This window comes from Rahnella sp. PD4 (genome assembly GCF_049199325.1).
Lineage (GTDB): Bacteria > Pseudomonadota > Gammaproteobacteria > Enterobacterales > Enterobacteriaceae > Rahnella > Rahnella perminowiae.
On record NZ_JBLZQF010000004.1, the window covers coordinates 102,708 to 127,194 of the forward strand.

General features: G+C 51.1%; 25 protein-coding genes. 6 read left to right on the forward strand and 19 right to left on the reverse strand.

The window, feature by feature from the left end; all coding sequences use genetic code 11:
- Positions 1-21 precede the first annotated feature (21 nt).
- From ACOZIO_RS12255 to ACOZIO_RS12265, 3 genes are read left to right on the forward strand one after another with little or no spacing between them, the layout of a single operon-like run.
- On the forward strand, positions 22-1,434 hold the full coding sequence (locus ACOZIO_RS12255) for a sigma-54-dependent transcriptional regulator (RefSeq protein ID WP_266058605.1): 1,413 nt from the start codon (positions 22-24) through the stop codon (positions 1,432-1,434).
- Positions 1,427-2,740, forward strand: coding sequence for a sensor histidine kinase (locus ACOZIO_RS12260; protein ID WP_129953408.1), 1,314 nt, complete (start codon positions 1,427-1,429; stop codon positions 2,738-2,740). The genes ACOZIO_RS12255 and ACOZIO_RS12260 overlap by 8 nt, the downstream gene beginning before the upstream one ends.
- Positions 2,697-3,386 (forward strand): 4'-phosphopantetheinyl transferase family protein, encoded by a 690-nt coding sequence (locus ACOZIO_RS12265; RefSeq protein WP_377426018.1) that lies wholly within the window; start codon positions 2,697-2,699, stop codon positions 3,384-3,386. The genes ACOZIO_RS12260 and ACOZIO_RS12265 overlap by 44 nt, the downstream gene beginning before the upstream one ends.
- Here ACOZIO_RS12265 and ACOZIO_RS12270 read toward each other — a convergent pair.
- The 18 genes from ACOZIO_RS12270 to ACOZIO_RS12355 form a co-directional block, all read right to left on the reverse strand.
- A complete protein-coding gene (locus tag ACOZIO_RS12270) occupies positions 3,383-4,039 on the reverse strand; it encodes a GIN domain-containing protein (RefSeq protein ID WP_129953410.1) in 657 nt (218 codons plus the stop codon). The two genes, ACOZIO_RS12265 and ACOZIO_RS12270, sit on opposite strands and share 4 nt — an antisense overlap.
- 194 nt (positions 4,040-4,233) lie before the next feature.
- Entirely contained in the window at positions 4,234-5,550 is a 1,317-nt protein-coding gene (locus ACOZIO_RS12275) for a cytochrome P450 (RefSeq protein ID WP_129953411.1), read from the reverse strand.
- Positions 5,540-6,487: a 3-oxoacyl-ACP synthase gene (locus ACOZIO_RS12280; RefSeq protein ID WP_129953412.1), complete on the reverse strand. Its 948-nt coding sequence runs from the start codon at positions 6,485-6,487 to the stop codon at positions 5,540-5,542. Before ACOZIO_RS12280 ends, ACOZIO_RS12275 begins: the two co-directional genes overlap by 11 nt.
- Positions 6,484-7,335 carry a hypothetical protein gene (locus ACOZIO_RS12285; protein ID WP_129953413.1) on the reverse strand — a complete coding sequence of 284 codons (852 nt, stop codon included), beginning with the start codon at positions 7,333-7,335 and terminating at the stop codon, positions 6,484-6,486. Before ACOZIO_RS12285 ends, ACOZIO_RS12280 begins: the two co-directional genes overlap by 4 nt.
- Positions 7,322-8,452: an acyl-CoA dehydrogenase family protein gene (locus ACOZIO_RS12290; RefSeq protein ID WP_129991086.1), complete on the reverse strand. Its 1,131-nt coding sequence runs from the start codon at positions 8,450-8,452 to the stop codon at positions 7,322-7,324. Before ACOZIO_RS12290 ends, ACOZIO_RS12285 begins: the two co-directional genes overlap by 14 nt.
- A gap of 42 nt (positions 8,453-8,494) precedes the next feature.
- The gene (locus ACOZIO_RS12295; protein ID WP_129953415.1) at positions 8,495-9,481 is read right to left on the reverse strand and encodes a 3-oxoacyl-[acyl-carrier-protein] synthase III C-terminal domain-containing protein; all 987 of its coding nucleotides are present in this window, start codon (positions 9,479-9,481) and stop codon (positions 8,495-8,497) included.
- On the reverse strand, positions 9,465-10,286 hold the full coding sequence (locus ACOZIO_RS12300) for an alpha/beta fold hydrolase (protein ID WP_129991126.1): 822 nt from the start codon (positions 10,284-10,286) through the stop codon (positions 9,465-9,467). Before ACOZIO_RS12300 ends, ACOZIO_RS12295 begins: the two co-directional genes overlap by 17 nt.
- Complete coding sequence (locus tag ACOZIO_RS12305; RefSeq protein ID WP_129991085.1) at positions 10,283-10,798, reverse strand: hypothetical protein; 516 nt, start codon at positions 10,796-10,798, stop codon at positions 10,283-10,285. Before ACOZIO_RS12305 ends, ACOZIO_RS12300 begins: the two co-directional genes overlap by 4 nt.
- Complete coding sequence (locus ACOZIO_RS12310) at positions 10,789-11,904, reverse strand: acyl-CoA dehydrogenase family protein (protein WP_240783444.1); 1,116 nt, start codon at positions 11,902-11,904, stop codon at positions 10,789-10,791. The genes ACOZIO_RS12305 and ACOZIO_RS12310 overlap by 10 nt, the downstream gene beginning before the upstream one ends.
- Positions 11,905-11,930: 26 nt before the next feature.
- Positions 11,931-12,335, reverse strand: coding sequence for a VOC family protein (locus ACOZIO_RS12315; RefSeq protein ID WP_129953419.1), 405 nt, complete (start codon positions 12,333-12,335; stop codon positions 11,931-11,933).
- A gap of 119 nt (positions 12,336-12,454) precedes the next feature.
- The gene (locus ACOZIO_RS12320) at positions 12,455-13,969 is read right to left on the reverse strand and encodes an AMP-binding protein (protein ID WP_129991083.1); all 1,515 of its coding nucleotides are present in this window, start codon (positions 13,967-13,969) and stop codon (positions 12,455-12,457) included.
- A complete protein-coding gene (locus ACOZIO_RS12325) occupies positions 13,938-15,491 on the reverse strand; it encodes an AMP-binding protein (protein ID WP_129991082.1) in 1,554 nt (517 codons plus the stop codon). Before ACOZIO_RS12325 ends, ACOZIO_RS12320 begins: the two co-directional genes overlap by 32 nt.
- On the reverse strand, positions 15,492-15,746 hold the full coding sequence (locus ACOZIO_RS12330; protein ID WP_129953422.1) for a phosphopantetheine-binding protein: 255 nt from the start codon (positions 15,744-15,746) through the stop codon (positions 15,492-15,494).
- 10 nt (positions 15,747-15,756) lie between these two features.
- On the reverse strand, positions 15,757-17,349 hold the full coding sequence (locus tag ACOZIO_RS12335) for a class I adenylate-forming enzyme family protein (protein WP_129953423.1): 1,593 nt from the start codon (positions 17,347-17,349) through the stop codon (positions 15,757-15,759).
- Positions 17,346-18,323: a 3-oxoacyl-[acyl-carrier-protein] synthase III C-terminal domain-containing protein gene (locus ACOZIO_RS12340; RefSeq protein ID WP_129991081.1), complete on the reverse strand. Its 978-nt coding sequence runs from the start codon at positions 18,321-18,323 to the stop codon at positions 17,346-17,348. Before ACOZIO_RS12340 ends, ACOZIO_RS12335 begins: the two co-directional genes overlap by 4 nt.
- Positions 18,324-18,325: 2 nt before the next feature.
- A complete protein-coding gene (locus tag ACOZIO_RS12345) occupies positions 18,326-19,237 on the reverse strand; it encodes a hypothetical protein (RefSeq protein ID WP_129991080.1) in 912 nt (303 codons plus the stop codon).
- A gap of 9 nt (positions 19,238-19,246) precedes the next feature.
- Positions 19,247-20,554: a diaminopimelate decarboxylase gene (locus tag ACOZIO_RS12350; protein WP_129991079.1), complete on the reverse strand. Its 1,308-nt coding sequence runs from the start codon at positions 20,552-20,554 to the stop codon at positions 19,247-19,249.
- Entirely contained in the window at positions 20,535-20,837 is a 303-nt protein-coding gene (locus tag ACOZIO_RS12355; RefSeq protein WP_129953427.1) for a hypothetical protein, read from the reverse strand. Before ACOZIO_RS12355 ends, ACOZIO_RS12350 begins: the two co-directional genes overlap by 20 nt.
- A 216-nt stretch (positions 20,838-21,053) precedes the next feature.
- On the opposite strand from ACOZIO_RS12355, the gene ACOZIO_RS12360 reads away from it, so the two are divergent.
- The 3 genes from ACOZIO_RS12360 to metQ all read left to right on the forward strand — a co-directional run bounded on the left by ACOZIO_RS12360 (position 21,054) and on the right by metQ (position 23,980).
- Entirely contained in the window at positions 21,054-21,389 is a 336-nt protein-coding gene (locus ACOZIO_RS12360; RefSeq protein WP_129953428.1) for a DMT family transporter, read from the forward strand.
- Between the two features lie 317 nt (positions 21,390-21,706).
- A complete protein-coding gene (locus ACOZIO_RS12365) occupies positions 21,707-22,918 on the forward strand; it encodes an MFS transporter (protein ID WP_129953429.1) in 1,212 nt (403 codons plus the stop codon).
- 249 nt (positions 22,919-23,167) lie between these two features.
- Positions 23,168-23,980, forward strand: a complete 813-nt coding sequence (gene metQ / locus ACOZIO_RS12370) for a methionine ABC transporter substrate-binding lipoprotein MetQ (RefSeq protein ID WP_129953430.1) — start codon at positions 23,168-23,170, stop codon at positions 23,978-23,980.
- Positions 23,981-24,064: 84 nt separating this feature from the next.
- Here metQ and ACOZIO_RS12375 read toward each other — a convergent pair whose 3' ends face one another.
- Entirely contained in the window at positions 24,065-24,400 is a 336-nt protein-coding gene (locus ACOZIO_RS12375) for a nuclear transport factor 2 family protein (protein ID WP_129953431.1), read from the reverse strand.
- Positions 24,401-24,487 lie beyond the last annotated feature (87 nt).

Here is a 24,487-nt window from a genome sequence, read left to right on the forward strand (position 1 = left end):
CGGCACAAGCCGGATGCTTTAATGAACGAAAAAAAACGTATTCTTGTGATTGATGATGATGCGGGCATTCTGACCAGCCTCGACATGTTGCTGCGTATGGAAGGGTATGACGTGACTCTGGAAACACAGGCTAACCGGTTATTGCCACATTTGTCTGACAAAGCCTTTGATCTTGTGTTGATGGACATGAATTTTCAGAAAGACACCACCTCAGGTCTTGAGGGTTTGCAACTGCTGGATGAGTTAAAGAAATTTGATGACTGTCTTCCCGCTGTGGCGATGACGGGGTGGGGAAGTGTGGACATTATCGTAAGCGCAATGCGTGCCGGTGCGGCGGATTTTATTCAAAAACCGTGGGATAACGAACGCCTGTTAAGCATTGTTCAGCAACAGATTGCACTGAGCCAGGCGAGACGCTCCGGGAATTGCCTGCGGGAAGAAAATAAGCTGCTGAAACGGGCACTTGAAGATGACATGGACAGCGAATGGGTGGTTCGTTCACCGGCCATGCAACACTTAATCAACGTTGTTGAAACTGTGGCTGCCACCGATACCAGCATTCTTATACTGGGTGAAAATGGCACCGGCAAAAGTCTGCTGGCCCGCTTCATCCATCAATTGTCCTCCCGTTCTGAGCACAGTATTGTTGAAGTTAACATGGGGTGTATCAATGAGCAGCTGTTTGAAAGCGAGATGTTCGGTCATGTAAAAGGCGCCTTTACCGACGCGCGGGAAAACCGGATTGGCCGTTTTGAACTGGCGGATAAAGGCACACTATTCCTGGATGAAATTGGTAATTTGCCGCTGTCACAACAGGTGAAATTATTGCGTGTCCTGGAAGAGCGGCAGTTTGAACGTGTGGGCTCCTCGCGGACACAAACCACCGGGTGCCGGATAATTGCTGCAACCAACACGGATCTTAAAAACGCCGTGGCCGACGGGCGTTTCCGCCAGGATTTACTCTATCGCCTGAATGTCATCCAGATACAGTTACCGCCGCTGCGCGAAAGGCAGGAGGATATTGAGCCGTTGGCTGAACGTTTCCTGCAACGCTTTGCCCGCAAATATAATAAGCCTAAACCGGTATTATCAGCGCTGGCGAGACAGGGATTGCATGAATATTCGTGGCCGGGAAACATCCGCGAACTGAGCCATTTGCTTGAGCGGGGTGTTTTGCTGTGCCGCAATAATACTATTGACCTGGCTGATCTGTGTCTGCCGCTGCCTGTCAGGGCCGGGGCCGCCGGACATGAGCAAAGTCATAACCCTGTTAACCCGCCTGAAACGGGCACATTGGCGGAAATGGAAGAAACGTTACTCTTACAGCGTCTGCGTCAATATGACGGGAATGCTGTCAAAGCAGCGGAATCGCTGGGGCTGAGTCGCAGTGCTTTTTACCGCAGACTGGATAAACTAAAAATCTGTCATGAGTAAACTTTTTCGGTCATTTGAGTCGCGTCATTTATTACTGTGCAGTTTGTCCCCGCTGGGGGGGGTTATTGCCTATCTTCTGTTGTGGCTCTTCCCGCATCAGTCGGTTTATCTCAAATCGCTTACCCTGGTTATCCTGTGTGCCACGCTGGTGTATTTTTCTTATCACTTCTTCCAGCAACTTCTCTATAAAATCAACGTTATTTCCAACTTGCTGGAAGCCGTTGAGCAGGAAGATTTTAGCCTTCGCGGCGTGACCAGCGGGCAGGGCGTATTTGAAGGCGTCATTGAACAGATCAATGACATTTCAGGTCAGTTATCCCGCCACCGTCAGCAGCAGAAAGAGATGGATTTTCTGCTGCAAAAAGTCATCTCTAATATCAACGTGGCCATTTTTGCGCTGGATGATAACCACCGGCTGATCTGGTGTAATGAGGCAGCATCACGCATGCTCGGGACCTCGCTTGAACAGCTGATCGGGGAAAAATCCAGCCACTGGCAACTGGATGCCCTGTTGCAAAATGCTAACCGGGAGCATCCGGTTGAATCCCACCACGAAGGGCGTCCGGGACGTTATAACGTCTCCAGTGATACCTATATGATTGACGGGATCCGGAATATCTTGCTGTTTGTCAGTGACGTAGACGACATGCTGCGCAAGGAAGAACAAAAAGCCTGGCAAAACCTGCTGCGCGTTATCAGTCACGAAATTAATAACTCCCTCAGCCCGATTGCTTCTATCAGTCAGATGCTGCAACAACATTACCGCCGCCATTCAGAAAATCTGCCCGAAGGCTTTGCGGAAGGTATTGATCTGATAAACCGCCGGGCGAAAGAGCTTATTGCTTTTATCAGCAGTTACCGACAACTGAGCAAACTCGCGCCGCCCGTTAAGGCACCGCTGGATTTCGCGGCCCTGATTTCAGAATTGCCTCTGTTGTTCGCGCATCGCAATATTTGCCTGAAAGGCCCCGCGCCGCTGATGGTGGCTATGGACAGGGTGCAGATCCATCAGCTACTCATCAACCTTATCAAGAATGCGGATGAAGCGATGAGTGATTCCACCACGCCGGTCTGCATTGAATGGTCGCAGGAAAAAGGGCGTTTGTGTGTGACGATCCTTGATCAGGGCGTAGGACTGACCAACCCCAAAAATCTGTTTGTCCCCTTCTATACCACTAAACCTAATGGCAGCGGCATCGGACTGATTTTGTGCCGGCAAATCGCTGAAAGTCATGGCGGTTATCTGTCTCTGGAGAATCGACATGATCGAACCGGTTGCCGGGTTACCCTCAATTTACCGCTGTGATCCTCTTCCTGAACTCCGGGCAGGTGAAGGGCTGTGTTTGCTCCATCATTTTGAGTATTCGCGGCCTGAGCAATCCCTGCGTGAGCGGGCACAATGCTGGCTGCGTCAGGTGCTGGCGAACTGTTTATCGGTGACAGATGAGCAACTCATTATCGCAAGGACGCCTCAGGGTAAACCCTGGCTGCCCGGGGCACCATGGTTGCATTTCAACCTATCGCACAGCGGGGCATCGGCTGCGATAGTGCTTTGTTCCGGGACAGAGGTTGGCGTGGATCTGGAAAGGGTAAGCGGTAAAGTTGAGGTAAAAAAAGCGATTGCCCGCCGGTTTTTCCACCCGGATGAGCAGCGCTGGCTGGCAGAAGATGAAGAACATTACCTGGTCCGTTTTACCCGGCTCTGGAGTATTAAGGAAGCCTGGCTGAAGGCGCGTGGAACCGGGCTGACACAGTCGCTCGCCAGTTTTTGTGCCCTCCCTCAGAATAATGCAACAGCTGACGTATTGGATGAACATACGGGGGAGAGGGGGGTGTTACACCACGCTGTCATTGAGAATGACGGCTTTTATTGTCTGGCGTATGGTGCCTGTCAGACGCGAAAAGACCTGCCCGTCAGATGGCAGGTCTGTCTTCACCGGACCGGGAATTAAGCGCAGCCGGAAGTTGAAATCTCGCTGGCGAAAGCACTGGCGGCACCGGTATCCACCTGCGCAGAGGTGCTGACGGAAATACGCGCGCCCGCTGCCAGAGTGCCCTGGATTTTGGGGATATGGCACAGGGAGGATTCGGCACCCATGCTCATGCGCACGTTCGCTGATTCTGCCGTAAACTCGCGGGGCTTCTTGTTAAACGTCCCGCCCATCGCCAGATCCAGATTTAATTCAGCCGTTTTACCTTCAGCCTGAATATCTGCGCCCATACTGCCTGAAACGGCCAGTTTAGACGGGTCAACCGCGCACGCCGGTGCTGTAATTTTAACGCCGGCCTTGCCCGCCAGGCTGTTCAGCGGAGCACTGGTATACAGCGTGATATCCAGCGTGTGCGAGACAAAGCGATCATTTTCAGCAGCATCGTTGATCAGCAGTAATGCGTGACTGGCATTCGTCACTTTTAATTTGTTCAGCGTATCCTCAGAACCGGTGACAACCATCGAAGGCGTTGCGGCACATTTGATGGTGAGATTGATGCCCTGTCGGACCTCGACGCTGTTAAAGGCTTCGAGAGGAAACGTTTTTTCTGCGGCGAAGGCTGAGGTGCTGGTGATACCGCCAAGCAGGGCGAGCGCTAACGTGATCTTTTTCATCATAATTCCTTGATTTCGTCATAATGTAGCAAGCGTCAGAAACGTTTCTTCCACACTTGATTGAGGCATACAAAATCCTTCCGGCACACAATTTCACCGATACCTTTCTGCCTGCTTCTCATCATTGTGCTTACTTTTGCTTGCCGGTGATTGACTGAGATTGTCAGAAACAGAACCGGCTGAGTGCAGGCAGATCACCGGATGCAGTCATTCAGCTCAGCGCTGTGTATTGACCCGAGAATAAAGGAAATATCTCCACGGGGGACGACGTTAAGCTCAAAAAGCGGGGTGAGGGCCGCAGGAGATGTTGAGGGTGAGAGCGAAATTTGGAAATTTTCACACAGCGTCACAACAGCCGTCGTCAGTTGATCAAGTGCAAGAGTCATGCCCACACAGTTTCGCTTCCCGACGCTAAACGGTAAGAAAATCTCCGGTGCAATTTTATCTTCGCTCAGAAAGCGCTCCGGCCTGAAGCAAAGCGGTTCTGCCCAACAGGCTGGATTGCGGTGTACCAGCCACGGAGAAAATAGCACGCGCGTGCCCGCCGTAATAACATGACCATCTACAACAAGGTTTTCGGCCACACGGCGTTCAAAAAATGCGGTGACCGGCGTGAGCCTGAGCGATTCCCGGACAATGGCTGACGCCATATTTCGTTTGCCGTGCGCCGTTTCCTCACGCACGGCTTGCTGATAGTGCGGGTGTTGCGAAAGATGTGTCAGACTCCATAACAAAGCAATACCTGTGTTATCTACGCTGGCGGCAAGATTTCCAAGCAGGAGATTGATGACCCTTTCCCGTGCTTCGGGATTGGCTTCGGGACTGAGTGCCTGACAAAGACGTTCCAGCATGGTGGTATTGCCGGGCTTTGCATCATTGAGCAACGGGCCGAGCAGTGATTCCGCTTCCTGTCGGAAGGCGACCAGTGCCGGATGGCGGCACAGTTCCTCATAATCTGAGGTCGGCGCAGCGATAATCAGTTGCAGATAGATGCGACGGAAATGGTCAATCAGCGTATTCAGTTGTGACAGACTGATCCCCTGACCAAAAAATCCTTCAGCTACACACATCAGCGCCCAGTGCAGGCAGATTTCACGCAATGAGATCTGCGCAGGGTTCTGTAAAACGTTGAGCAGCCAGCGGGCAGAGAGTTCGGTGCCTTGTTTGAGTAAGGCAGTCTTCGGATTTACCAGGGGTGTCGTGAGTTTTCTCGCCAGGCGCCATTCCTCACCTTCTTTTGATGTCGTCAGGGACTGACCCAGTAAGATGCGTCCGATGGTTGAGGCAGAAGAGAGATGATCAAACTCCTTCACGAACTGACTTTCCTGCTCAATCAGTAAACGTATATGCCGGGCACCGGCAAGCAACAACACGGCATCTTCTTTTTCACCTATCCAAACCTTATCTCCCTTCTGACGGCACGCCAGTTCAGCGATTTTAAGAAAACCCAGTTGCGCATACTGAATGGACGGCGGGGTAAAAAAGGGGATGGCTTGCGCGTTATTGGACATACTGATGCTCCGCAAGAGTATCTGAGGTGATCATGGCGCTGCCCACCCAGCCGCCGAGCCCGACAGAAAGCAATAATGCCGGCCGGCCGGTCTCTGCCGGTGAGTAGTCATTGAGCAATAAAAGAGGATCTGTGGTGTAACAATGACCACATTCCCCGATGAGATCGGTCGCAATGCGCTGTTGTGCGTGTTCTGAATGTCGCCGCCAGGTTTGCCAGCTGAGGCGGTTAATGTTGTGAGGCAGCAACCAGGCTTCCCGGCGCACTGCGGGTGAATATTTCCCGAGCGCCTGACCGGCCAGCGCATCATGAGCCTGGTAGAAACCCCTGATATCATCCCGGCTGCCGTCAAGGCCCTGCCAGAATTGAGGATGATGAAAACAATGAATGCCCGTGACTCTCCGCTCACCGCCCCCCGGCCTGAGCAGTGCGCAAATGAAGGCATCTCCGATCAATGTGCAGCCGGGCACATAGCGTTCAGCCAGATCGAAATCTGCCAAAGTATCGCCGGCCAGCAGTGCCACACACCGGTATTTACCCTGTTCGAGCATACGTTGTGCCATCAGCAGTCCCCAGAATAACGTGGCGCAATTTTGCTGATTAAGGGTGATGAGATGAGCGTCAGGAGCAATAAAGTCGAAACGTTGCCGTATCAGTGTTAAATCAACATGTTGCCGCTGTGAACGGGCAGGCAATCCCTGAACTAAAATAATGGCATCGATTTTTTCCGCCTGATTCAGCTGTCCGGCACCTTGCTGTAAAAGTGAGGCAAAACTCGTGGCTGCACTTTCCTCCGCTGTCAGGACTGATGCTGCCTGAAAGCCGAAAAGATGCCGGAATGTCCGGGCTTCACCGGGATGTGCGCCGCGTCGGCTGAGAATGTCCTCAAGCGATAAACGCGCAGGCGGAATAAAGGTTTTCAGCGCAAAAATATTCATGTCATTTTCTCTGCGGCGGCCAGGCCGCACAGGCTAATCTGTCCGTCGTGTTCACTCATTAACAGATAGTCACGCCCGGGCTGAAAGATTTCACCCAGCGCGACGAAGGGTGCTGCGCAAAGTAAATGCGGGTTGACGGCGAAGGACGTGCAGCCAGCAGGCAAAGCCGCCAGACACCGGGCCGGGCCGATAAGCGTTAACTGTTCAAGGCTCAGCCCGAAGTGAGCAACAGATTTCAGGATGTCTGTATTAAGATCCGCTGACGGTGTCAGGCGCTGATATCCCAGATAACGTAAACCCCGTTGTTGTGTGTTGACCAGGCAGATGCAGGCATTATTTTCCGGTTTCAGGCGCGCCATCAGCGGTGAAAAATACATCAGGTTTTTTTGTTCGGCGATGAGCAACAGTCCGTCTTCATCTTTCCCGCGCAGGCAGTCGCTGAGGCCATCAAGTGCAAACAAACCGGCATCCGGCCCGCGATCGCTGATAGCCAGCGCCAGACAGTGAGCCAGGCCAAGCTGATGAATGGCAAAATTCACCACGGAACTGCCCATGTGCAGGTCAGGTGTCCAGTGCGCCATCAGCACCGTTTTCACCCGCTGCGGCTGTACCACCGGTGCAAGGTCTGGCAGCAGTGCAGCGACCATATCACTGAAGGCTGCCCGTTCATTGCTGCTGATCCAGGCATTAACCTGTTCATCCTCTGCGCTGAGCGTCTCACCGCTGGCGGCGAAAAAGTGCTGAACATACGAACGCCAGTGAGGAATATCTTCCTCCCATTCGGGCTGAGGAACCTCAGTATGGTGGAACGACCGGCTGACAATATCGGCGGGATCAAGGTACAGCATGGTATTGATCCCCCCGGGTTTCAGGCGGACGGACGCTGTTAAGCAAGTGAATATTGCTGGTCCCTTCCATGTATTCAAAAGCGAAACTGTCCCGGTAGCGTTTGCGCAGGAAGGTGTCTTCCAGCCAGTCTTGCGTTGCCAGCCAGTCGGGCAGGTGACGTGCAGTCTCCTCAACCAGACGGGTGGCACTTAATTTGAGGCGGCTGGTTTGGGCATACTGCTGCTGACCCGAATGATATCCCTGTGCCAGTGTGAGCATCTGCTGAAAGAGGGCATGATATTTACGCCACTGACCGGCGAGCCAGTTTTTTGCCGCGACCGGCAACGGCCGCGTTTCCAGCGCCTTCAGCAGCCCGTAAGTGGTGCCCAGCGCCATGGCGGCGACCATCGGACGGTGTCTCTCAAAGACCTTACTCAGTGCGTTAAGTCCCTGCTGCAATCCCCGGCGACCGAGTCCTAAAATATCGTCTTCTTTGATATGCAAATTCGTCATCGTCAGACGTGTCAGCGAAGCGCCGGCTAATCCGAATGTATCGAGCAGTTCACGCTGCAAGGCCCCGGTTTTCCCCTGAGGAAATACCATCACTAACCGGTGGGTCTGTTCATAACGTGCAAATACCAAACCTGCACTGGCACGCATTGCGCCGCCGACCAGCATCTTTTGTCCGTTAAGCCACCATCCCTGGCTATTTTGCGTGAGTTCGCAGGAAACCGCTGTGGCGTCAGAGCCGACTCCGGGCTCGGTAACCGCAAAAAATGTCCAGGCAGGACTGTGTTCAAAACAGGAGAAAAAACGCGCCTGTTGTTGTTCAGTGCCGAGCGTCAAAATGGCGCGTGTGCTGAGGGAAGCGCCGGGCAGCATCATCATGGCGCTGGCATCTGTCCGGCTTAAATATTCGATGATTTGTAAGTGATGTGAATAATCAACGTCAGAGAATGCTGCGGTTTCCCAGGGATTAAAACGGGAAGGAATACCGATACAGGCAATGCTCATCAGTTCGGGATGATCAAAACCAGTCACCGCGTGGTCCGGATTATATTCTGACAATTTGCCAGCGGCAGTGAGCACGGCATTAAGTTCATTCAGCTGCGGGTAGAGTTTTGTAATATCAGCCATGAGGAGTTAATACATCACATAAAGAAACACGTGAGCGTTAACTTAATCCTGCTTAATATCGGGAAATTGCTCCAAATTGCAAAACACCGGAATTTCATTACCGTCAGATAAGCCTAACAGTAATGAAGAGAACGTTGCGCCCATGCCCACACTCACCATCATCACATTCGTCTCGGGTGATAACTTTTTCTGACGGATCAATGTGGCTAAATTCAGATAAGGATCAGCGCCAAAACAATGACCATAACGCGGCACATTTTCGAGGAATATTTTTTGACGCGTAATATTAAGTTCATCAGCAAGCCTCTGCCACGACGATAAATTGACATTATGCGGCGCAATCCAGGCGAGCGAACTGGCGGTATGACCAAAATGTCCAAGGGCATTGCGCATCGCAGTGACGATAAAAGAAATATAAACGCTGGCAAAGCGGGATTCTTCTTCTGTTGCGTTTCCGCGATGCTGACTAAATTCGCCTGCCTGCATGCTGTATCTGGCGGTCACTCTGCAACGTTCACCCGAACGGCTGAGCAAAACGGCGCAGGCGGCCTCGCCCATGATAGTGGTGTCGTCAATAAGTTCTACTTTGGGATGAAATGCTTTCTCGCCAACCAGCAGTAAGGCATATTCTCCCGCGTTAAGCCGCCTGCAGACATAGTCGACGGCGGATAATGACGTTGAACAATGTCCCATCGTCAGAGACATGTAATGGGTATCGTCAGAAAATCCGGCTTCATCAAGCAACGCTTTACCATGCAGGTCAAAAGGGCGGATACAGGGCAGCGTATGGGCATGGACGACATGTTTTATCCGGGAAATACAGTGCGCATGATTTTCGGTGAATTGTTTTAACAGCGGGCGCAACAGATCATTAAGGGAACCTGGCTGGCGCGGAAAGTTTGCCAATCCGTAAAAGCGGGAAAACATTCTGACATCAAGCGGGCTCAGATTCAGGGCCGGGGCCACCTCAGCCAGCGATTTACGCTGCTCAGGGATGTATACCGTAATGGATTCAATATGACCCAACATGATGACTCCTTTTTTCATCACCAGCGCCTGCCGCGCGAAGAAAAGAGGCCAGGGCGTGGTGTGTCCTGACATGGGTCAGCACGCCCAGATGGCCGGTATCTTCTATTAATTCCAGCCGGCTGTTGGGTAACTGATGATGAATCTTCCGCGCATCGGCATGATTGATTTTATTGTCCTGCTGACCATGCACTATTAAGGCCGGTATCTCACCCAGGCCAAAAAGTGCGTCTGTTTCGGGCATGCCGGCGGCCGGAAAACGGGACCGGTACTCCGCGCACAGCGGGGCCAGATACTGAACAGGAAGACGGTTTTGCCGTAAAAAGTGCCGAAGCAGGCTGGTAAAAGAGGCCGGTACCGACATCAGCACCAGCTTCCTGAAACGAAACCCAAGAGATGCCGACAAGGCGGTGATAAGTCCGCCAGCGGAATGCGCCACGACGGTATCGAAAGTGCCAAATGTCGTTTGCAGGGTGAGCAGTAACTGAGTTTGCACAGGTAAATCAGCCGGTGCCGGAGTTTGCGGATCATGTCCGAGCAAAAATGGCAAATACACCTCATACCCCTGCGCCTGCAGGATATCCTTAGCCTGGGCCAGCATCAGCGGATGGCCTCCCCATCCGTGCAATAAAAGTGCTTTTTTTGCCCCGTACCCCGGATTTCCACTGATCAGGATCCTGCTGCGATGTGACCCGCAATGCAGGGTCTGTGTTCTCATCAGTGCAAGCTGTTGAGCCTCTGAGGCACGCATAGGAAAAACAGCGGGCGAGGACAGCTTTTCTATCAGCGAATCCAGCCTATTATTCATGACGGTCTCAACGTCCGCGCCGAAAAAATCAGATAATGCAATTCTGACTCCTGAGGCGTCGGGCACTGACTGAGTCTTTGCATCGGATCGAAAACGTAAAGCAAACGACATTCCTCCGTCATCAGAACCCGGGCAAGGGCACTGGCGGCATCGGGATCAAAACAACCGCTGCAAATTCCCCAGGCTTCGGAAAACCCCGGACAGTGACAAAGTAAACTTTGGAGCAATGGGGTTGCTCCGCGTGCGGCCGGATAAAGCGAATCATAGACCAGCAGGCTCTTCGCAGAAGGGTGGGAATGGTGATGGCAAAGTGTGAGAAGAATTTTTGCATGCAGGCGGTTTCCGCAATCTTCTTCCGGCCAGTGATGATACCAGCAATCTTCTGTCCCAGATGTTGCCCCGGTCTCCGGTAACCCAGCGGCAATAAAATGCCGGCTGTCAGGCGTCACCGCTTCACAGCAACTGCGAACTTTTATCGCGCCCTGGCCGAGCAGGGTAATGGTTAAAGGCATGTGCTCATCCTTTGCCTGCGTGAAAATCCCTGATTTAAACGATGGATCTGCCGTGTGCCCTCGGTATATTCAAAGGCTTTCACGTCACGGAATGCTTGCCACAGTTTGTTCAGCAGGGGCATATTCCCGGCTGGCGTATCATGAATAAGCCAGCTGATTATCTCATCGGCAAGTATTACGCAGCTGGTTTTCACCATGCCGGGATGACTGTCAGGTGGTTGTTTATCGTCGGTTTGCTGGCAACTTCGCAGGGCATGGTGATATACCGCCAGCCAGCGACGTTCCGTTTGCGATAACCACACAGACTGCGACACGGTAAGCTGAAGATGGGATTGCCATTCATGTAACGCACGTCGTGCCACACCCAGCGCCAGCGCGCCGACGCAGGGGCGCAGGGCATCAAATGTGGCGATGGCTGATTTTGCAAATCGTTCGGTAGGCTTCAGGTGCCGGCCCAACATATTTTCTTCAGGAATGAATACGTCATTAAACTCTATATGGGCAAGATTGGTGCCTTTTAAGCCGTTTAATTCCAGTGCGTAGCGCGAGATTTCTGCAACCTGAGGATTAAATATAAAGGCATTAATACCCAGCGGCCCAGGTGCTGTGCGGGCAAATACGACACCGGTATCAGCAATCATGCCATTGCCGATGAACATTTTTCTGCCCGAGATCAGATAGCCGTTCCTGACCGGCGACGCCCTGGTTTCCATGGCGCCTGCATCGCTTCCCTGCTCCGGTTCAGTCATCGCAAAACATGACCAGCCTAAAGTTTCCTGAAAGCGGCTAAAAAAAGCATCCTGTTGTTGCTCTGTGCCGAGCCCGGAAACCGCAAATGCCGCCATACCGGGGCCGGGCGCAGAAAACATAAGGATCGGGGAAATAAAACCCACTTTTTCATACAGCCGGTAGCGTGCTGCCAGGCTGATATCCTGATAATTCTGTATATTTTGTTGTAATACATATTTAGCGGGCAGGCCAAGGTAGTTAAATGCTGCGGACTGTGACCATTCGCGCATGACGATACGTGTTTGGTCCGGGGAGACTATCTGACGAAGCTGGTCGGCAATATCCTGCGCATCTGAACCGGGGGTTAAAAAGTCCATGTCTGACGCCTGATCGGAAAATGATTTCATAAGGCCCCCGACATGATTTCGATTATTCCGGCATCCGGATGATAAAGATGGCTGGCGCGATGATCACTTTTGAAAGCATTAAACGGGCGCGTTAATACAATCCAGCCTGCGGACTTCATCTCCTGGTATTGTTCGTCAAAATTATTTACAACAAAACAAATATGATAGGGAAGGGAGGATTTTCCTGATTTTTCCAGCATGCTTTGCAGGTGAATATTACTTTTTAATGGTTCAACCAGTTCAACCTGATTATTTCCATCTGCCGTGGCCAGCAATGTAATTAACACTTGCTGGGCATTAATCTGTTCTTTATATCTGATGATCACGGGGAAGAAAATTTTAATAGCCGCCGCAGTTGCATCTGTATCTGACACGACATAACCGGTATGATCAAAACGCATTATGACCCCGTTCACATTTCATAAAATCAGCTATTCTTCAATACGATGAAGATAACTCCATGCCGGAGATTGTCTCACCCTTCACATTGAGTTTTTTATATGTGCTTGCAGGTGAGCCGTTAAAAAATATCAGATAAGAGATGTTGTCGGACGAGTTCCTGCCGGTCTATTTTTCCATGCAACGTGATCGGGAAGGACTGGCAAAAAACCAGTTGCCTGGGGATCATGTATCCCGGTAACTGCTCAGACAAAAAACGGCGTAAGCTTTGCCGGTGGTGCAGATTGTCCTCATGCAACTGTACAAACAGTTGCAGGTCGGTCACCTTACCTTGTTCTTCAACCGGCACCACGCAGCATTGGGTAACATTGGTATTTGCGCAGACAGCAGATTCTATTTCTGCCCGTTCGATACGGTTGCCATGCAGCTTAAGTTGCCCGTCATCCCTTCCGCAAATAAACAGTGACTGGTTTTCATCGACAAAACCGCGGTCTCCTGTTGCGTAATACCGGCCAAATTCATCCTCACCGAAAGCCTGATTGCGCGGGTGATCTTCAGGCAGATAGCCTTGTGAAACCTGAGGACCATAAAGCCTGACTTCGCCCGTTACCGTCGCGGAAACGGCATGACCTGTCTCATCGACGATGCGCATGCGGTTAAGCCCCTGCGGCCTGCCCAAAGGCAACAAGCCGGCATTATGCTGCGGCGGATGGGACAAAAGATGCGTGTGCGTTACACATGTCGTCTCTGTCGGGCCATAGGCGTGCAGTACCTCAAGCCCCGGGAAACGCGTCTGCAATTGTGTGACTAAACCCAGCGCAACCCGCTCACCGCCGATATAAAAACGCCTCAGACTGGCAAATGTTACGTGGTTAAATAAAGGATCCTTCAGCATGATTTCGGCAAAACTGGGGGTTGAAAACCAGCTGGTGACAGGCGCTTCAGGCTCTCTGGTCATGAGCTTTATGTTTTGCCGGGGTAAAACATTATTGCAATGATCCAGCATCAGCACTGTCTGCCCGCGGCTGAGGACGGGGATCAGATCGAGAATGGCCATATCAAAAGAAAAACAGGCATGATTGACATGGCAACCCCTGTCTTTTCCGGCGGTGACCTGGGGCGCGAACCAGGCACTGAACGCCGCAAAATTGTCATAACTGACCTTGACGCCCTTAGGCTCACCGGTGCTGCCTGATGTCGACAGGATATAAAAAAGTGGCTGGGTTAAGATCGGTTCCTCGGGCAGAGAAGCGGCAGACATATCGTGCAGTGATGCGCTGACGCACTGCGGCCAGGGCTCCAGCCCTGCAAGCGGTTGTGCCAGGGTGGTGATGATCACTTCCGTACCTGTCATCCTGGCAATTTTCTCAATTCTTGACGGCGGATTCGCCTGGTCAACAAAGGTGAAGCAACATCCCTTACTGATGCAGGCCAGAATGCAGGCCACCGCATCGAGCTGTTTATGACCGAAAATCAGAACATTGCAGCCTGCATGCGGGGTAAGAAAATGCGCGATAGCTGCCGTGCGGGCGCCCAGTTCAGCAAAGCTGTACCTTCCCTGCTGATTAATCAGCGCAGTGGCGTTACTGCGGTTTCTCAGCCGGTCAAATAACGGTCTGATTTGCGATAAAAACATATTTTTCCCCTTTATTGAGCGCCAGATCGCGTGCCGCATTACGATCCAGTTTCCCGTTATGATTCAAAACAGTCTGAGGAATGGCATACCAGTAACGCGGGATGGACCAAGGCGGAAAGTGTGCCTGCATGGCCTGGCCCAGTTCAGAGAGCGTGCCTGAACCATTGAGGATGACGCAGGCCTGAATGGCCTCCGCATGACCTTTACGCAGATGAGGCGTAACCACGGCATCTGAAACGAGATTATGGTCGCGCAGGAAGTGCTCTATTTCATAAAGATCAACACGGTGCCCCTGGATTTTGACTTCCCCGTCTTCCCGTCCCAGAAAATAGTAATAATCCGCCTTCATCTGGCCGATATCACCGGTCAGATAAGCGTTTTGCTCCGCATGCCGGATAAACTGGGTCCGTTGTTTCTCCGGTGCATTGAGATAACCGGGGCCGACACAGGCTCCGCTAATGAGCAGCTCGCCCTGGCCGGTGCCACCGTGCCGCACGTACAGGCTGAGCATCGCACCAGGCCTGGCAGCACCAATCGGCAATGGCAATGCATCGCTCATCATCTCCGGTGTGATCAGCACGGAGGTCACTGCCACAGAACATTCCGTCGGGCCATAGGTGTTTATCACCGCAGCCTGAGGGAAGCGTGCCCATAGCTGAGCGACGATGTCTTTTGTCAGTGTTTCACCGCAAAAAATAAACCGCCTGAGCCGGGGAAGTTGCTCTGCATTGAACATGGGATCTAACAGATAAAGGCGGATCATCGAGGGCGTGGACACCCAGCAGACAACCCCGGCCTGTGCGTGCTGAGCAATCATCTTACGGGTGTTAATAAGTTCGCGATGATCGAGTACTGACAGAGGTTGCAGGAAAATCCAGGCTAACCAGATTTCAAATAACGAAACATCAAAGCAGTAGCGAACATTGCCGGTGATTGCGCCGTTTAACGGGAAATCTGCACGGATCCACTGGATGAAATTCACCATGTTTTGCAGGCTGATTTGGATCCCTTTGGGCTCGCCGGTGGTGCCGGAGGAAAACATGATATAAGCCAGGGGAATGCCGGATGCATCATGCAACCGCTGACGGCTTTCCCTGAGCAGTTCATGCAACATGGCTTCAGTACAACCTGACGCGCTGACAGCTGCCGTGTGGATAGCCCCGGCAATGTTTATCTGAACGGCTGGCGTGCCGGTATTCACCAGCAGGTCAGCGCCAGCCGTGCGTGCAATTTTCTCAACGCGCTCAGGACTGTGGTCCGATTCAACCGGCACCACCGGACAACCGCAAATCAGACATGCCCACCAGGCGGCAATAAAATCAAATGACTTATGCCCGTATACCAGCACCGGTTTTAAATGGGTGTTGTATTCGGTCTGGTGCCGGCGTATCTGCACGGCAAGATCTGCCGCGCGCTGGCCCAGCGCCGTATAATCACAGCTTTGCGCGTGATGGGTCCAGGCCGCACCGGGCTGATGCCGGAAACGCATAAAAATGGCGATAATTTCTGTCCATGCATCCATTTAAGCAGCCCGGTTCGCGAGCTGGAGTTGAATGAAGTTCGATAAACTGCCGACGGTTTCGAAATGCTCAAATTCTAATGTGGCGGGATCAAGGATCAGACCATCGATTTTCTCTTCAAGATACATAATCAGCTCAATATACAGGCCGCTTTCAAACCCTAAATCGCGCTCCAGATGCGTTTCTGCATGTAATTCTGAGAGATGAGAACTTTCAAGCACTAAACCGATAGCTTCAATGATGGTTGAGGTAAACATGATGATTTCCTTATAATTTTACGGATTCGCGTTTAACATCATGGGGCGGGGATAACAGGAGTTCAGGCAGCCGGTTACGGTCAATTTTTCCATTAGGATTTTTGGGCAATGATTCGCTGAAATAGTAGCGGTGAGGGCGCTTGTAACCTTCAAGATGTGTCTGACAGAACGCTTTAAGCAGGGCAATATCAGGGGCTGTCACACATTCAATACAGGCGATGATTTCATCACCGTAAACCGGATGAGAGAGGCCAATCACCGCCACTTGTCCGACGCCGGGTATACGTTTTAGTACGCCTTCGACTTCTCTGGGGGCAACTTTCTCACCGTTGGTTTTCAGAATGTCATCTTTGCGGGCGACAAAATAAAGCAGGCCGTGTTCATCCAGCCTGCAGATATCCCCCGTATAAAGTACGGATTCGCCGGGAAGCGGGCCGGGACGCAATTTATTTTGCGTTTGTTCCTCATTGCGCCAGTATCCCCGCATGACTGTCGCACCACGGATTACCAGTTCACCGGTGGCATTGTTACGGTGTTGCACGCCGTTATCATCGACCACCCAAAGTTCGGTATTCGGAATGGCGTAACCGACACTTTCTTTATGCGTTGACAACATCGCCGGCGGCAGCCAGGTGCAGCGATGACATTCCGTCAGGCCATACATAGAAAAAATTTCCGCCTGAGGGAATAAGGTGATCAGTGTATCAATATCATTGGAATGCAGTGCGGCAGCCGTATTGGTGATTTTACGCAGAGAAGAAAAATCATAACGCTTTGCCAGAGGGGCAATCAGAGCCAGCAATGTAGGAACAATTGGCAATACCGTTGCCTGGTGTTTCACCAATTGTTTTAGGGCAAACAGCGGGCGACTGAAATCCTTTTCAATGATCAGTGTTGCGCTTGCTCTGGCGGCCAGAATCGCCTGATAAAGCCCGTAGTCGAAACTCATCGGGATAGTGCAGAAGATGCGATCGCTTGCCCGGAGATCCAGATAAGTGCACACCGACGACGCCGCACTCAACATATTGCGTTGGGTGAGCATGACACCTTTGGGATGGCCGGTGGAACCTGATGTATATATCAGGCTGGCCAAATCGATATCCAGCGCATTTTCCACCGTCAGCGGCGCAACGTCTGCTTGTGCTGCGATATGCTGTAAGGTCAGCAATACCGGATGGATCAGGTTCTCCGCACCAGGCTTATCAAACAGCACCGGGCCCGGGGAGCGCTGGCCTTGTTCATCGGCGGGCAGGGCAAACAGCGCAGCAGCTTGTTCACTGCTACTGACCAGCAATGCAGCCTCGGCATTGTTGAATATCCAGCGCACGCGCGCGACGGGCGTATCAGGATTTACAGGAACAAAGACAGCCTGCAGGTATTGAACCGCCCAGAAACACACCACAAAGTCGATACTGTTGGGCAGCCAAACCACCACCCGGTCGCCCCGTTTAATAGAATGTTGCTGCAAATAGCTGGCCGTCTTCATGACTCGCCGGGACAGTGCTGCCCAGCTTATCTCATCATCACCGGCAACCAGGGCTGTTTTCTCCGGGAATGCCTGTGCAGAACGGGCCAGCCAATGCGTTAAATGACTTGTATTCATTGATTACCCTCACTTTCTGATTCGAGAACCATGGCGCCAAAGGTGCCCGCCACACCGGATGCCAGCGCAAGCATGCACTGAGACTTCGCAGGATTATCGTGACGGGCGAGAAGACTGTGGAGATTAAGAAACGCATCGCTGCAAAAGCAGTGACCCAGCGTGTAAAGGTTATGATGGAAAATGATCTCTCTGCCAAAACCGGTACGGTCGGCAATGCGATCAAAAGTCACCGGGCTGATGTGATAGGGGAGCACGGCGCTGAGGTCTTCAGGCTTGCGCCCGGCGGCTTCCAGCGCTTTTTGAATGGTTTCGGTCATCATCGGCAGAAATGCGTGATCATAAGCATTTTCACTTTCACGATCCGTTGACCGCATACGTGTGCCATAAGCAGCAAGTTGTTGTATGTGGAGTGCACGCAGGCGAAGTGACTGTACCGAAGGCAACATACCGACCAGCGTGGCGCAAAAAGCTTCGCCGAAATAACCGTTCTGATCGACGTATTGTACCGTACGGTGAAAGCATTTTTCGCCGGTGATCAACAGGCCACACACCGGGGCATTATTCTGCTGCGCGGTGCTCATTTTTGCCTGCAGATATTTCAGACTCATCAGACCCGAAGCGCAGGATGCCTGGGTTACCGAAAAAAATTCAATATCCCGATCACCAAAAAGCGCCTGAAGTCCGCCGGACTGTCCGGTCATAAGGTCGAACGGACTGACGGCATGCAGAGAATGCGCCCAGGCAACATAGCGAATTTGACGAAATAACCCGGGGTCACACTCCGCGCGTAATTGCTGCAGCAGTCGGATGATCAGATCCGGTAATGCCTCATGTTCAAAGAGACTGGCAGACTGCATCTTATGAAACCGGCTAAAAATCTTATGGTTGCGCTCCCCCCAGCGGTATTTTTTTTCCAGTACAGACAGCGGCGTAAGAACGGGAGCAACCAGTTTTGTGGTGGCATGGATATACACGATCAGCCCTCCATCACGAAACTGGCAAATATCATGTTCTTCCCCTCCGGGACGATGAATAAGAATCGCGTATTATTCCGGGCCAGCTTTTTTAGTAATACCCAGGGCGCTGAAGACAAGAAGGCATCGTCCCAGGTTTCTATCTGGATAGACGGGAAGTTTTCATCCCGGCGCAATACAGACGACAACTGCATTGTTGTCAGAATAATCAGAGGCAATTTGTTTTCCGTATCACTGAACATATCCAGCGTGGACAGCAAAGGATAAATGCCCGCCCCGGAAAGCGGGAGCGCGGTCTTCTGATAATTTTTAAAGATAATATTGCCCGGCACGCTGCGGACACCGGCGGGTGCGAAGCTCTGTAAAAGGAGCAAACAGCAACTGGCAGAAGGCCGGAAACTGGCGAGATAAGGGCTGTCATAAAGGATCGCATCCTGATCGGCCATCATCAGAAGCGCCTTGCGGGAACGCCCGTCCCCGCCAATATCCTCCAGGTAATCTTCAATGATTTGCAGCGCAACAAAGGCACTGCTTAAACCATGATCACTGATGGCGATACCAAAAGCGTTATGAGAGCCGGTTTCGTAAATAATGGCATTGGTTACCGACGCGCCGATTTCTGCATCAGGCGTCCAGTGGGTCAGCACCACCAAATCGAGATCATTCACCAGCGCCTGTTCTTCAAGCTGAGTGACCAACTTTTTGAGCATCGCCGTGAAGGTCAGGTTATCTGCATTATACCAACGGGAGACCGGCCGAAGCGGGGCTTCATTTATCCGGGAATGGGACTGGAAAAAAGCGTTAACAAAACTTTTAACTTTATCGAGTTGCTCACTGTCCGCTGCCGGAGAAGGCACGTTATTTTTTTCAAACTCATGCCACAGAATATTTGATGCGGAAAACTCCAGAGACATAGAGGTACCTTAGGCGTTCGCAACAGATAATGGCTGACAAATCTGAGGCGCCAATAATGTTTCAATGTTATCTGCGGTCCGGATAAGAAAAGCCTGATCTTTCTCCACCAGAATTTCGGCAGGATGACCAAAACCTAAAAAGTTTACCGGTGAGGCACTGGCCCCGTAAGCGCCTGAATGTCCGATGCCAATAAGATCACCTGGACGCAGTTCAGCCAGCATAACGTTCTCGCCTAATAAATCTGTGGGTGTGCAAAGCGGCCCGGTGACCTGGTAACGATATTGTTGGTCGGAGCGGGTTTCACCCAGGCGGGCCATGGGAAAATTACGGCGAATCAAAGAATTGATCCCTGCCGCACTGCCGTGACAGTTGGCACCTCCGTCACAAACCGCGAACCATTCATCCCGCGAGGGCTTGAGGTAGTTAACCCGGGTAACGAAAACACCGGCGCGGGCAATCAGATACCTGCCCAACTCGACGATAATTTTACACCGGGGGAAATTTTCGTGATAAGTACGGATAATGTCCGCTAACGCATCACCCAGCGAATCAATATCCAGCGCTTTTTCTTTGTCAAAATACCGGACACCAAAACCTCCGCCGACATCAACAAAATCAAAATGAATCTTGTAGGTATTCTGCAAAGATTCGGCCAGCGACAGAATATTCAAAGTATTTTTAGCCAGTGCCTGCCAGTCAAGGATCCGCGTACCGAGATAAATGTGGATCCCCGCGAGCCGTAAATGACTCTGCTGCCCGACACAGGAAAAGGCCTGTGGTAAAAGTTGTTCGTCTATGCCAAATTGCCGGGGCTTGCCGCTCATCACCAGTTTGGCTTTTTCGCCAATAAAGTCCGGGTTGATGCGTAACGCAATGGTTTGTATAACGCCCATGCTTGCTGCAATGTCATTGAGCAGTTTCATTTCTTCAATGGATTCTATGACGACAGCTTTAATACCAATACGACAACATTGCGTTAATTCAGCAATGTATTTTCCGGGGCCGACGAAAATAATATCTTGCGGCTCGACGCCCTGACTTAATACCGTTTCGAGTTCTGCCAGAGAACATACTTCACAGCCTGTTCCGGCCTGGTTTAACAGGCGTGCTAACGCTTTATTCGGATTCGCTTTAAGCGAATAAAAATAGTGAATATCATCAGGAAGTGAATTTTTTAACGCTGAAAAGTCTGCCCGTATTTGCGATGCGCTGTAGGCATAGAAAGGTGTCGGAACCTGGTCAGCCAGACGCTGATAACAAATGTCTTCGATTTTTTCTGCGCTGATAAACCGGCTGTCAGGAGGAAAAGCTAACATGGCTATACCTCCGGCTTAACAGCGCTTCAATTTCATTGATATTTTTGAAGTTTTCGAACAGATCGCCATCAAGGATATCAAAAAAACTCCCGGATGAATCGGTTCTGGTTTCCATCCACTCACCCATTTCTGCGATGAAACCCACTAAATGTATTGAGTCAAGTAAGCCTTCAGGTCCGTAGATTTCAGCGCCCTCTGCGATTGCTGCCAGCTTCCTATTGTCAACACCCACTTTCTCTAAAGATGAAAGTATAAATTCTCTCGTCGTCAATGAAATAGACATTGGTTTCGCCACCTTAAAAACTTCGAACCCACATCTTATCCAGCATGACAGAAAAGATTTGCTTGAAATTGCACCTGTTGTAAAAATAGGAAATCACTGAATGTCTGCGTCCCCGTCGTTTTCAATCATTTTGGTCAGAAGAGGAGGTTAATTGCGTTAAATACCGGAGGGCGGGGTATGGTATTATTTTTTTAAATTTCATATTCAGAAGGTGTTATGTTCAAAATATATCTGATCCTTGCTGTTTCTATCTGCGCTGAAACGCTGGCTACCACGATGATGAAGGCATCCAATGGATTTACCCGGTTAGTTCCGAGCGTCATTGTGATTGTAGGTTATGCCATATCGTTTTACGGACTTTCCCAGGTTGTTAAAGTGATGAATATCGGCATCGCCTATGCTATCTGGGCAGGAATGGGGATTTTCCTTGTGTCGACAATGTCATTTTTCATCTACAAACAACGGCTTGATACGCCTGCGCTGATTGGCATGGGCTGCATCGCCCTCGGTATTATGATCATCCAGCTTTATTCAAAATCAGTGTCGCATTAACCCCGGTACTCCCGTGTTGTCTTCCATCATTTTTTGACCGCCGTATCCGGCGGTTAATTTCACTGTTTTTGCACATTAGTTACAACATACTTATATGTGGAGAGATTTTCTGTCCGCATTATCTGTATGTGCCTTTTTCAGTTGAACCTCCGCGTACCTCTGCAGCCGGCATGGCAGGCGGAGACTGGCTTATCCGGCAGGCGGATAAGAAATACCCTAACACTCATTATGAAAATGCCTTGACCCTGTGATAGTGATCACGTTTATTAGCCAGATTATACAGACATGAAATAGTTCACCTTGCTAAGGATAATAAAATGACTGAGTGCTCATCGCTGGACACCCGGCCAGAAACTTCTGCGTTCCGCCGCTGGCTGGCGGTTTTCTCACTGGCCTGCGGCACCTTCGCGCTGGTTAATACTGAATTTTTGCCGATCGGTTTACTTTCGCCGATCGCCCAGTCTCTGGGCATTACCGAAGGGCATGCGGGGCTGGCGGTGATGTTGCCCGGTTTAGTGGCTGCAATTTCTGCGCCGCTGATTATGTTGTTTGCCCGAAAAATGGATCGCCGCACCTTACTGTTGTTGCTCAGCGCAACGGTGATCGTGGCCAACGGTATCGCCGTACTGGCGCAGTCGTTCAATATTCTGCTGATCGGACGTATTATTCTGGGCATCGGCGTGGGGGGATTTTGGTCGTTTGCCATTCCCTCCGGACGACGGCTGGTGTCAGAAGAGCAGGGTGCACGGGCCATTTCGCTGATCACCGCTGGCGTGGCGGTCGGCACGGTCGCAGGTGTACCGGCGGGCGCTTTTATCGGCGATCTGTTCGGCTGGCGGATGGCGTTTACGCTCAATGCCGTACTGGCGCTGGCATTTTTTGTGTTGCAATGGGTGGCGCTGCCTTCGCTGCCCGCCCAGCAATCTATCGGCCTGCGTGCGATGCTTGGCGTCACGAAAGTTGCGGGGATCCGCTATGCGCTGATCATCGGGGTATTTATGGCGGGCGGTCATTTTGCGGCCTATACCTACCTCGAGCCATGGCTGCGGTTTAACCTGCACCTTTCTGCCGGCAATATTTCTTTGTTACTGATGGGCTACGGTGTGGCGGGGTTGTTAGGCACACTGACCAGTGAAATCACTGTCCGTGAGTTCGGTGTGAAGAAGGCATTTATGCTCAACATGCTGCTGCTCAGCGTCTCGGTGCTGGTATTGTCGCTGTTTCCGGTGCCGCTGGCGCTGGCCTGTGTACTGGTAATTCTCTGGGGATTAGCCTTTGGGGCCCTGCCAGTATGTCTGAATATCTGGACCTATCAGGCGTCACCTGCGTTGTTTGAAACCGGTTCGGCGTTGCTGGTGTGTGTCTTCCAGACATCGCTTGCGCTGGGTGCATTGTCTGGTGGTATCCTCGCTGACCACGCGGGCGTCAGCAGTGCCTTTCTGCTCGGCGGTGTGCTGACACTGCTGGCAGGCATCACCATCTTTCTGTCCCGCCCTCAGCCTGCGGTATTACAGGCTGCGGGCGAATAATCGGTTTACGATCAGGAAATCTTTCCACATAAGAGTATCTCCTTCGACAAAACCCGCGCAGAGCGGGTTTTATGCGTTGTAAGGCAGATGAAACTCAATAGTTGCTTGTTTTCTGTCCGTTCCCATAACAGTCCCGTATCTGGTTATTTCTTTTTCGTATTTGCCCATTACGACCTGCTTTGAAACACTGTGAACTTCAGCGATGTTATTTCAACATTTTAATTATTCACGGAAAGAGTAAAAACTTTTATGCGCATAACACTAAAATTTTCAGTTCTGGCGTTGTCTCTGGCAGGTGCACTGGCGCTGAGTGCTTGTGACCAAAAATCGCAGGAAAACCACATTAAAGTGGGTATCAGTGCGGGTATTGATCAGCAGATGTGGGAAACCATCAAAAAAACCGCCAAAGATAAATACAACCTTGATGTGGAAGTCGTGACCTTCAACGATTTCGTGTTGCCAAACTCTGCGCTGAGCAGCGGTGACATTGATGTGAACTCATTTCAGCACCGTCCTTATCTGGATAAGCAGATCAAAGAGCGCGGCTACAAGCTGGTGGAAGTGGGGAAAACCTTTGTTTATCCCATTGCAGGCTATTCCCGCAAGATAAAATCCATCGATCAGCTCAGTGATAACGCGCAGGTGGCGGTACCTAATGACCCGACTAACCTGGGGCGTTCGCTGCTACTGCTGCAAAAAGAGGGTTTGATCAAACTGAAAGAGGGCGTGGGTTTGCTGCCAACGTCTCTGGATATCATTGAGAATCCCAGGCATCTCAAAATTGTTGAAATCGAAGCACCGCAGCTGACGCGCGCCATTGATGACGACAAAATTGAACTGGCAATCATCAACACCACTTATTCAGGACAGGTCGGGCTGACGCCGGGCAAAAATGGCCTGTTTGTCGAAGATAAAGATTCACCTTATGTAAATATTATCGTGGCACGGGAAGATAACAAAGACAGTCAGGCAGTGAAGGAACTGGTTGAGTCTTATCAGACGGATGCCACAGTAAAAGCGGCTGACGCTATCTATCACGGAGATGCGGTAAAAGGCTGGTAAAGCAGGCAGGAAGTAGAATCATTGAATCCTGGGATTTAACAATCTCAGGATTTTTTATTTTAATGCACAGGCTAAAATGAATATCTATTCAAAATAGAACCACGCCGTTTTAATCAGTCCCTTCTCCACTTCAAATACGGCAATGCTGTTAACCGGGGTGTCATAAATCCCGTAAATCATTTCATGATCAAAAACGTTATTGCCCAGTACTGTTCGCGAAATCAGCTCAGCGCGTAACGCCGCGTTGTTAAACCGGTGGTGCTTGTAAAAAGTTCTGAGTGCTTCTTTGCCCTGTAAGGAAGGCGACATGTTTGGCATACGATATGCGATGAAATCGTCGCTGTAGCAGGAAACGAAGGTATCGAGATCGTGACTGTTATAAGCCTGAAACTGTTTTTCTACCGGGATAACGACGTCCATTTATTACCGCCTTTAATGAATAATTATACTGTAATATCGAATATTAATTCATTAAAGGAGCAGAGGCAATACATGGGAAATAAAAAG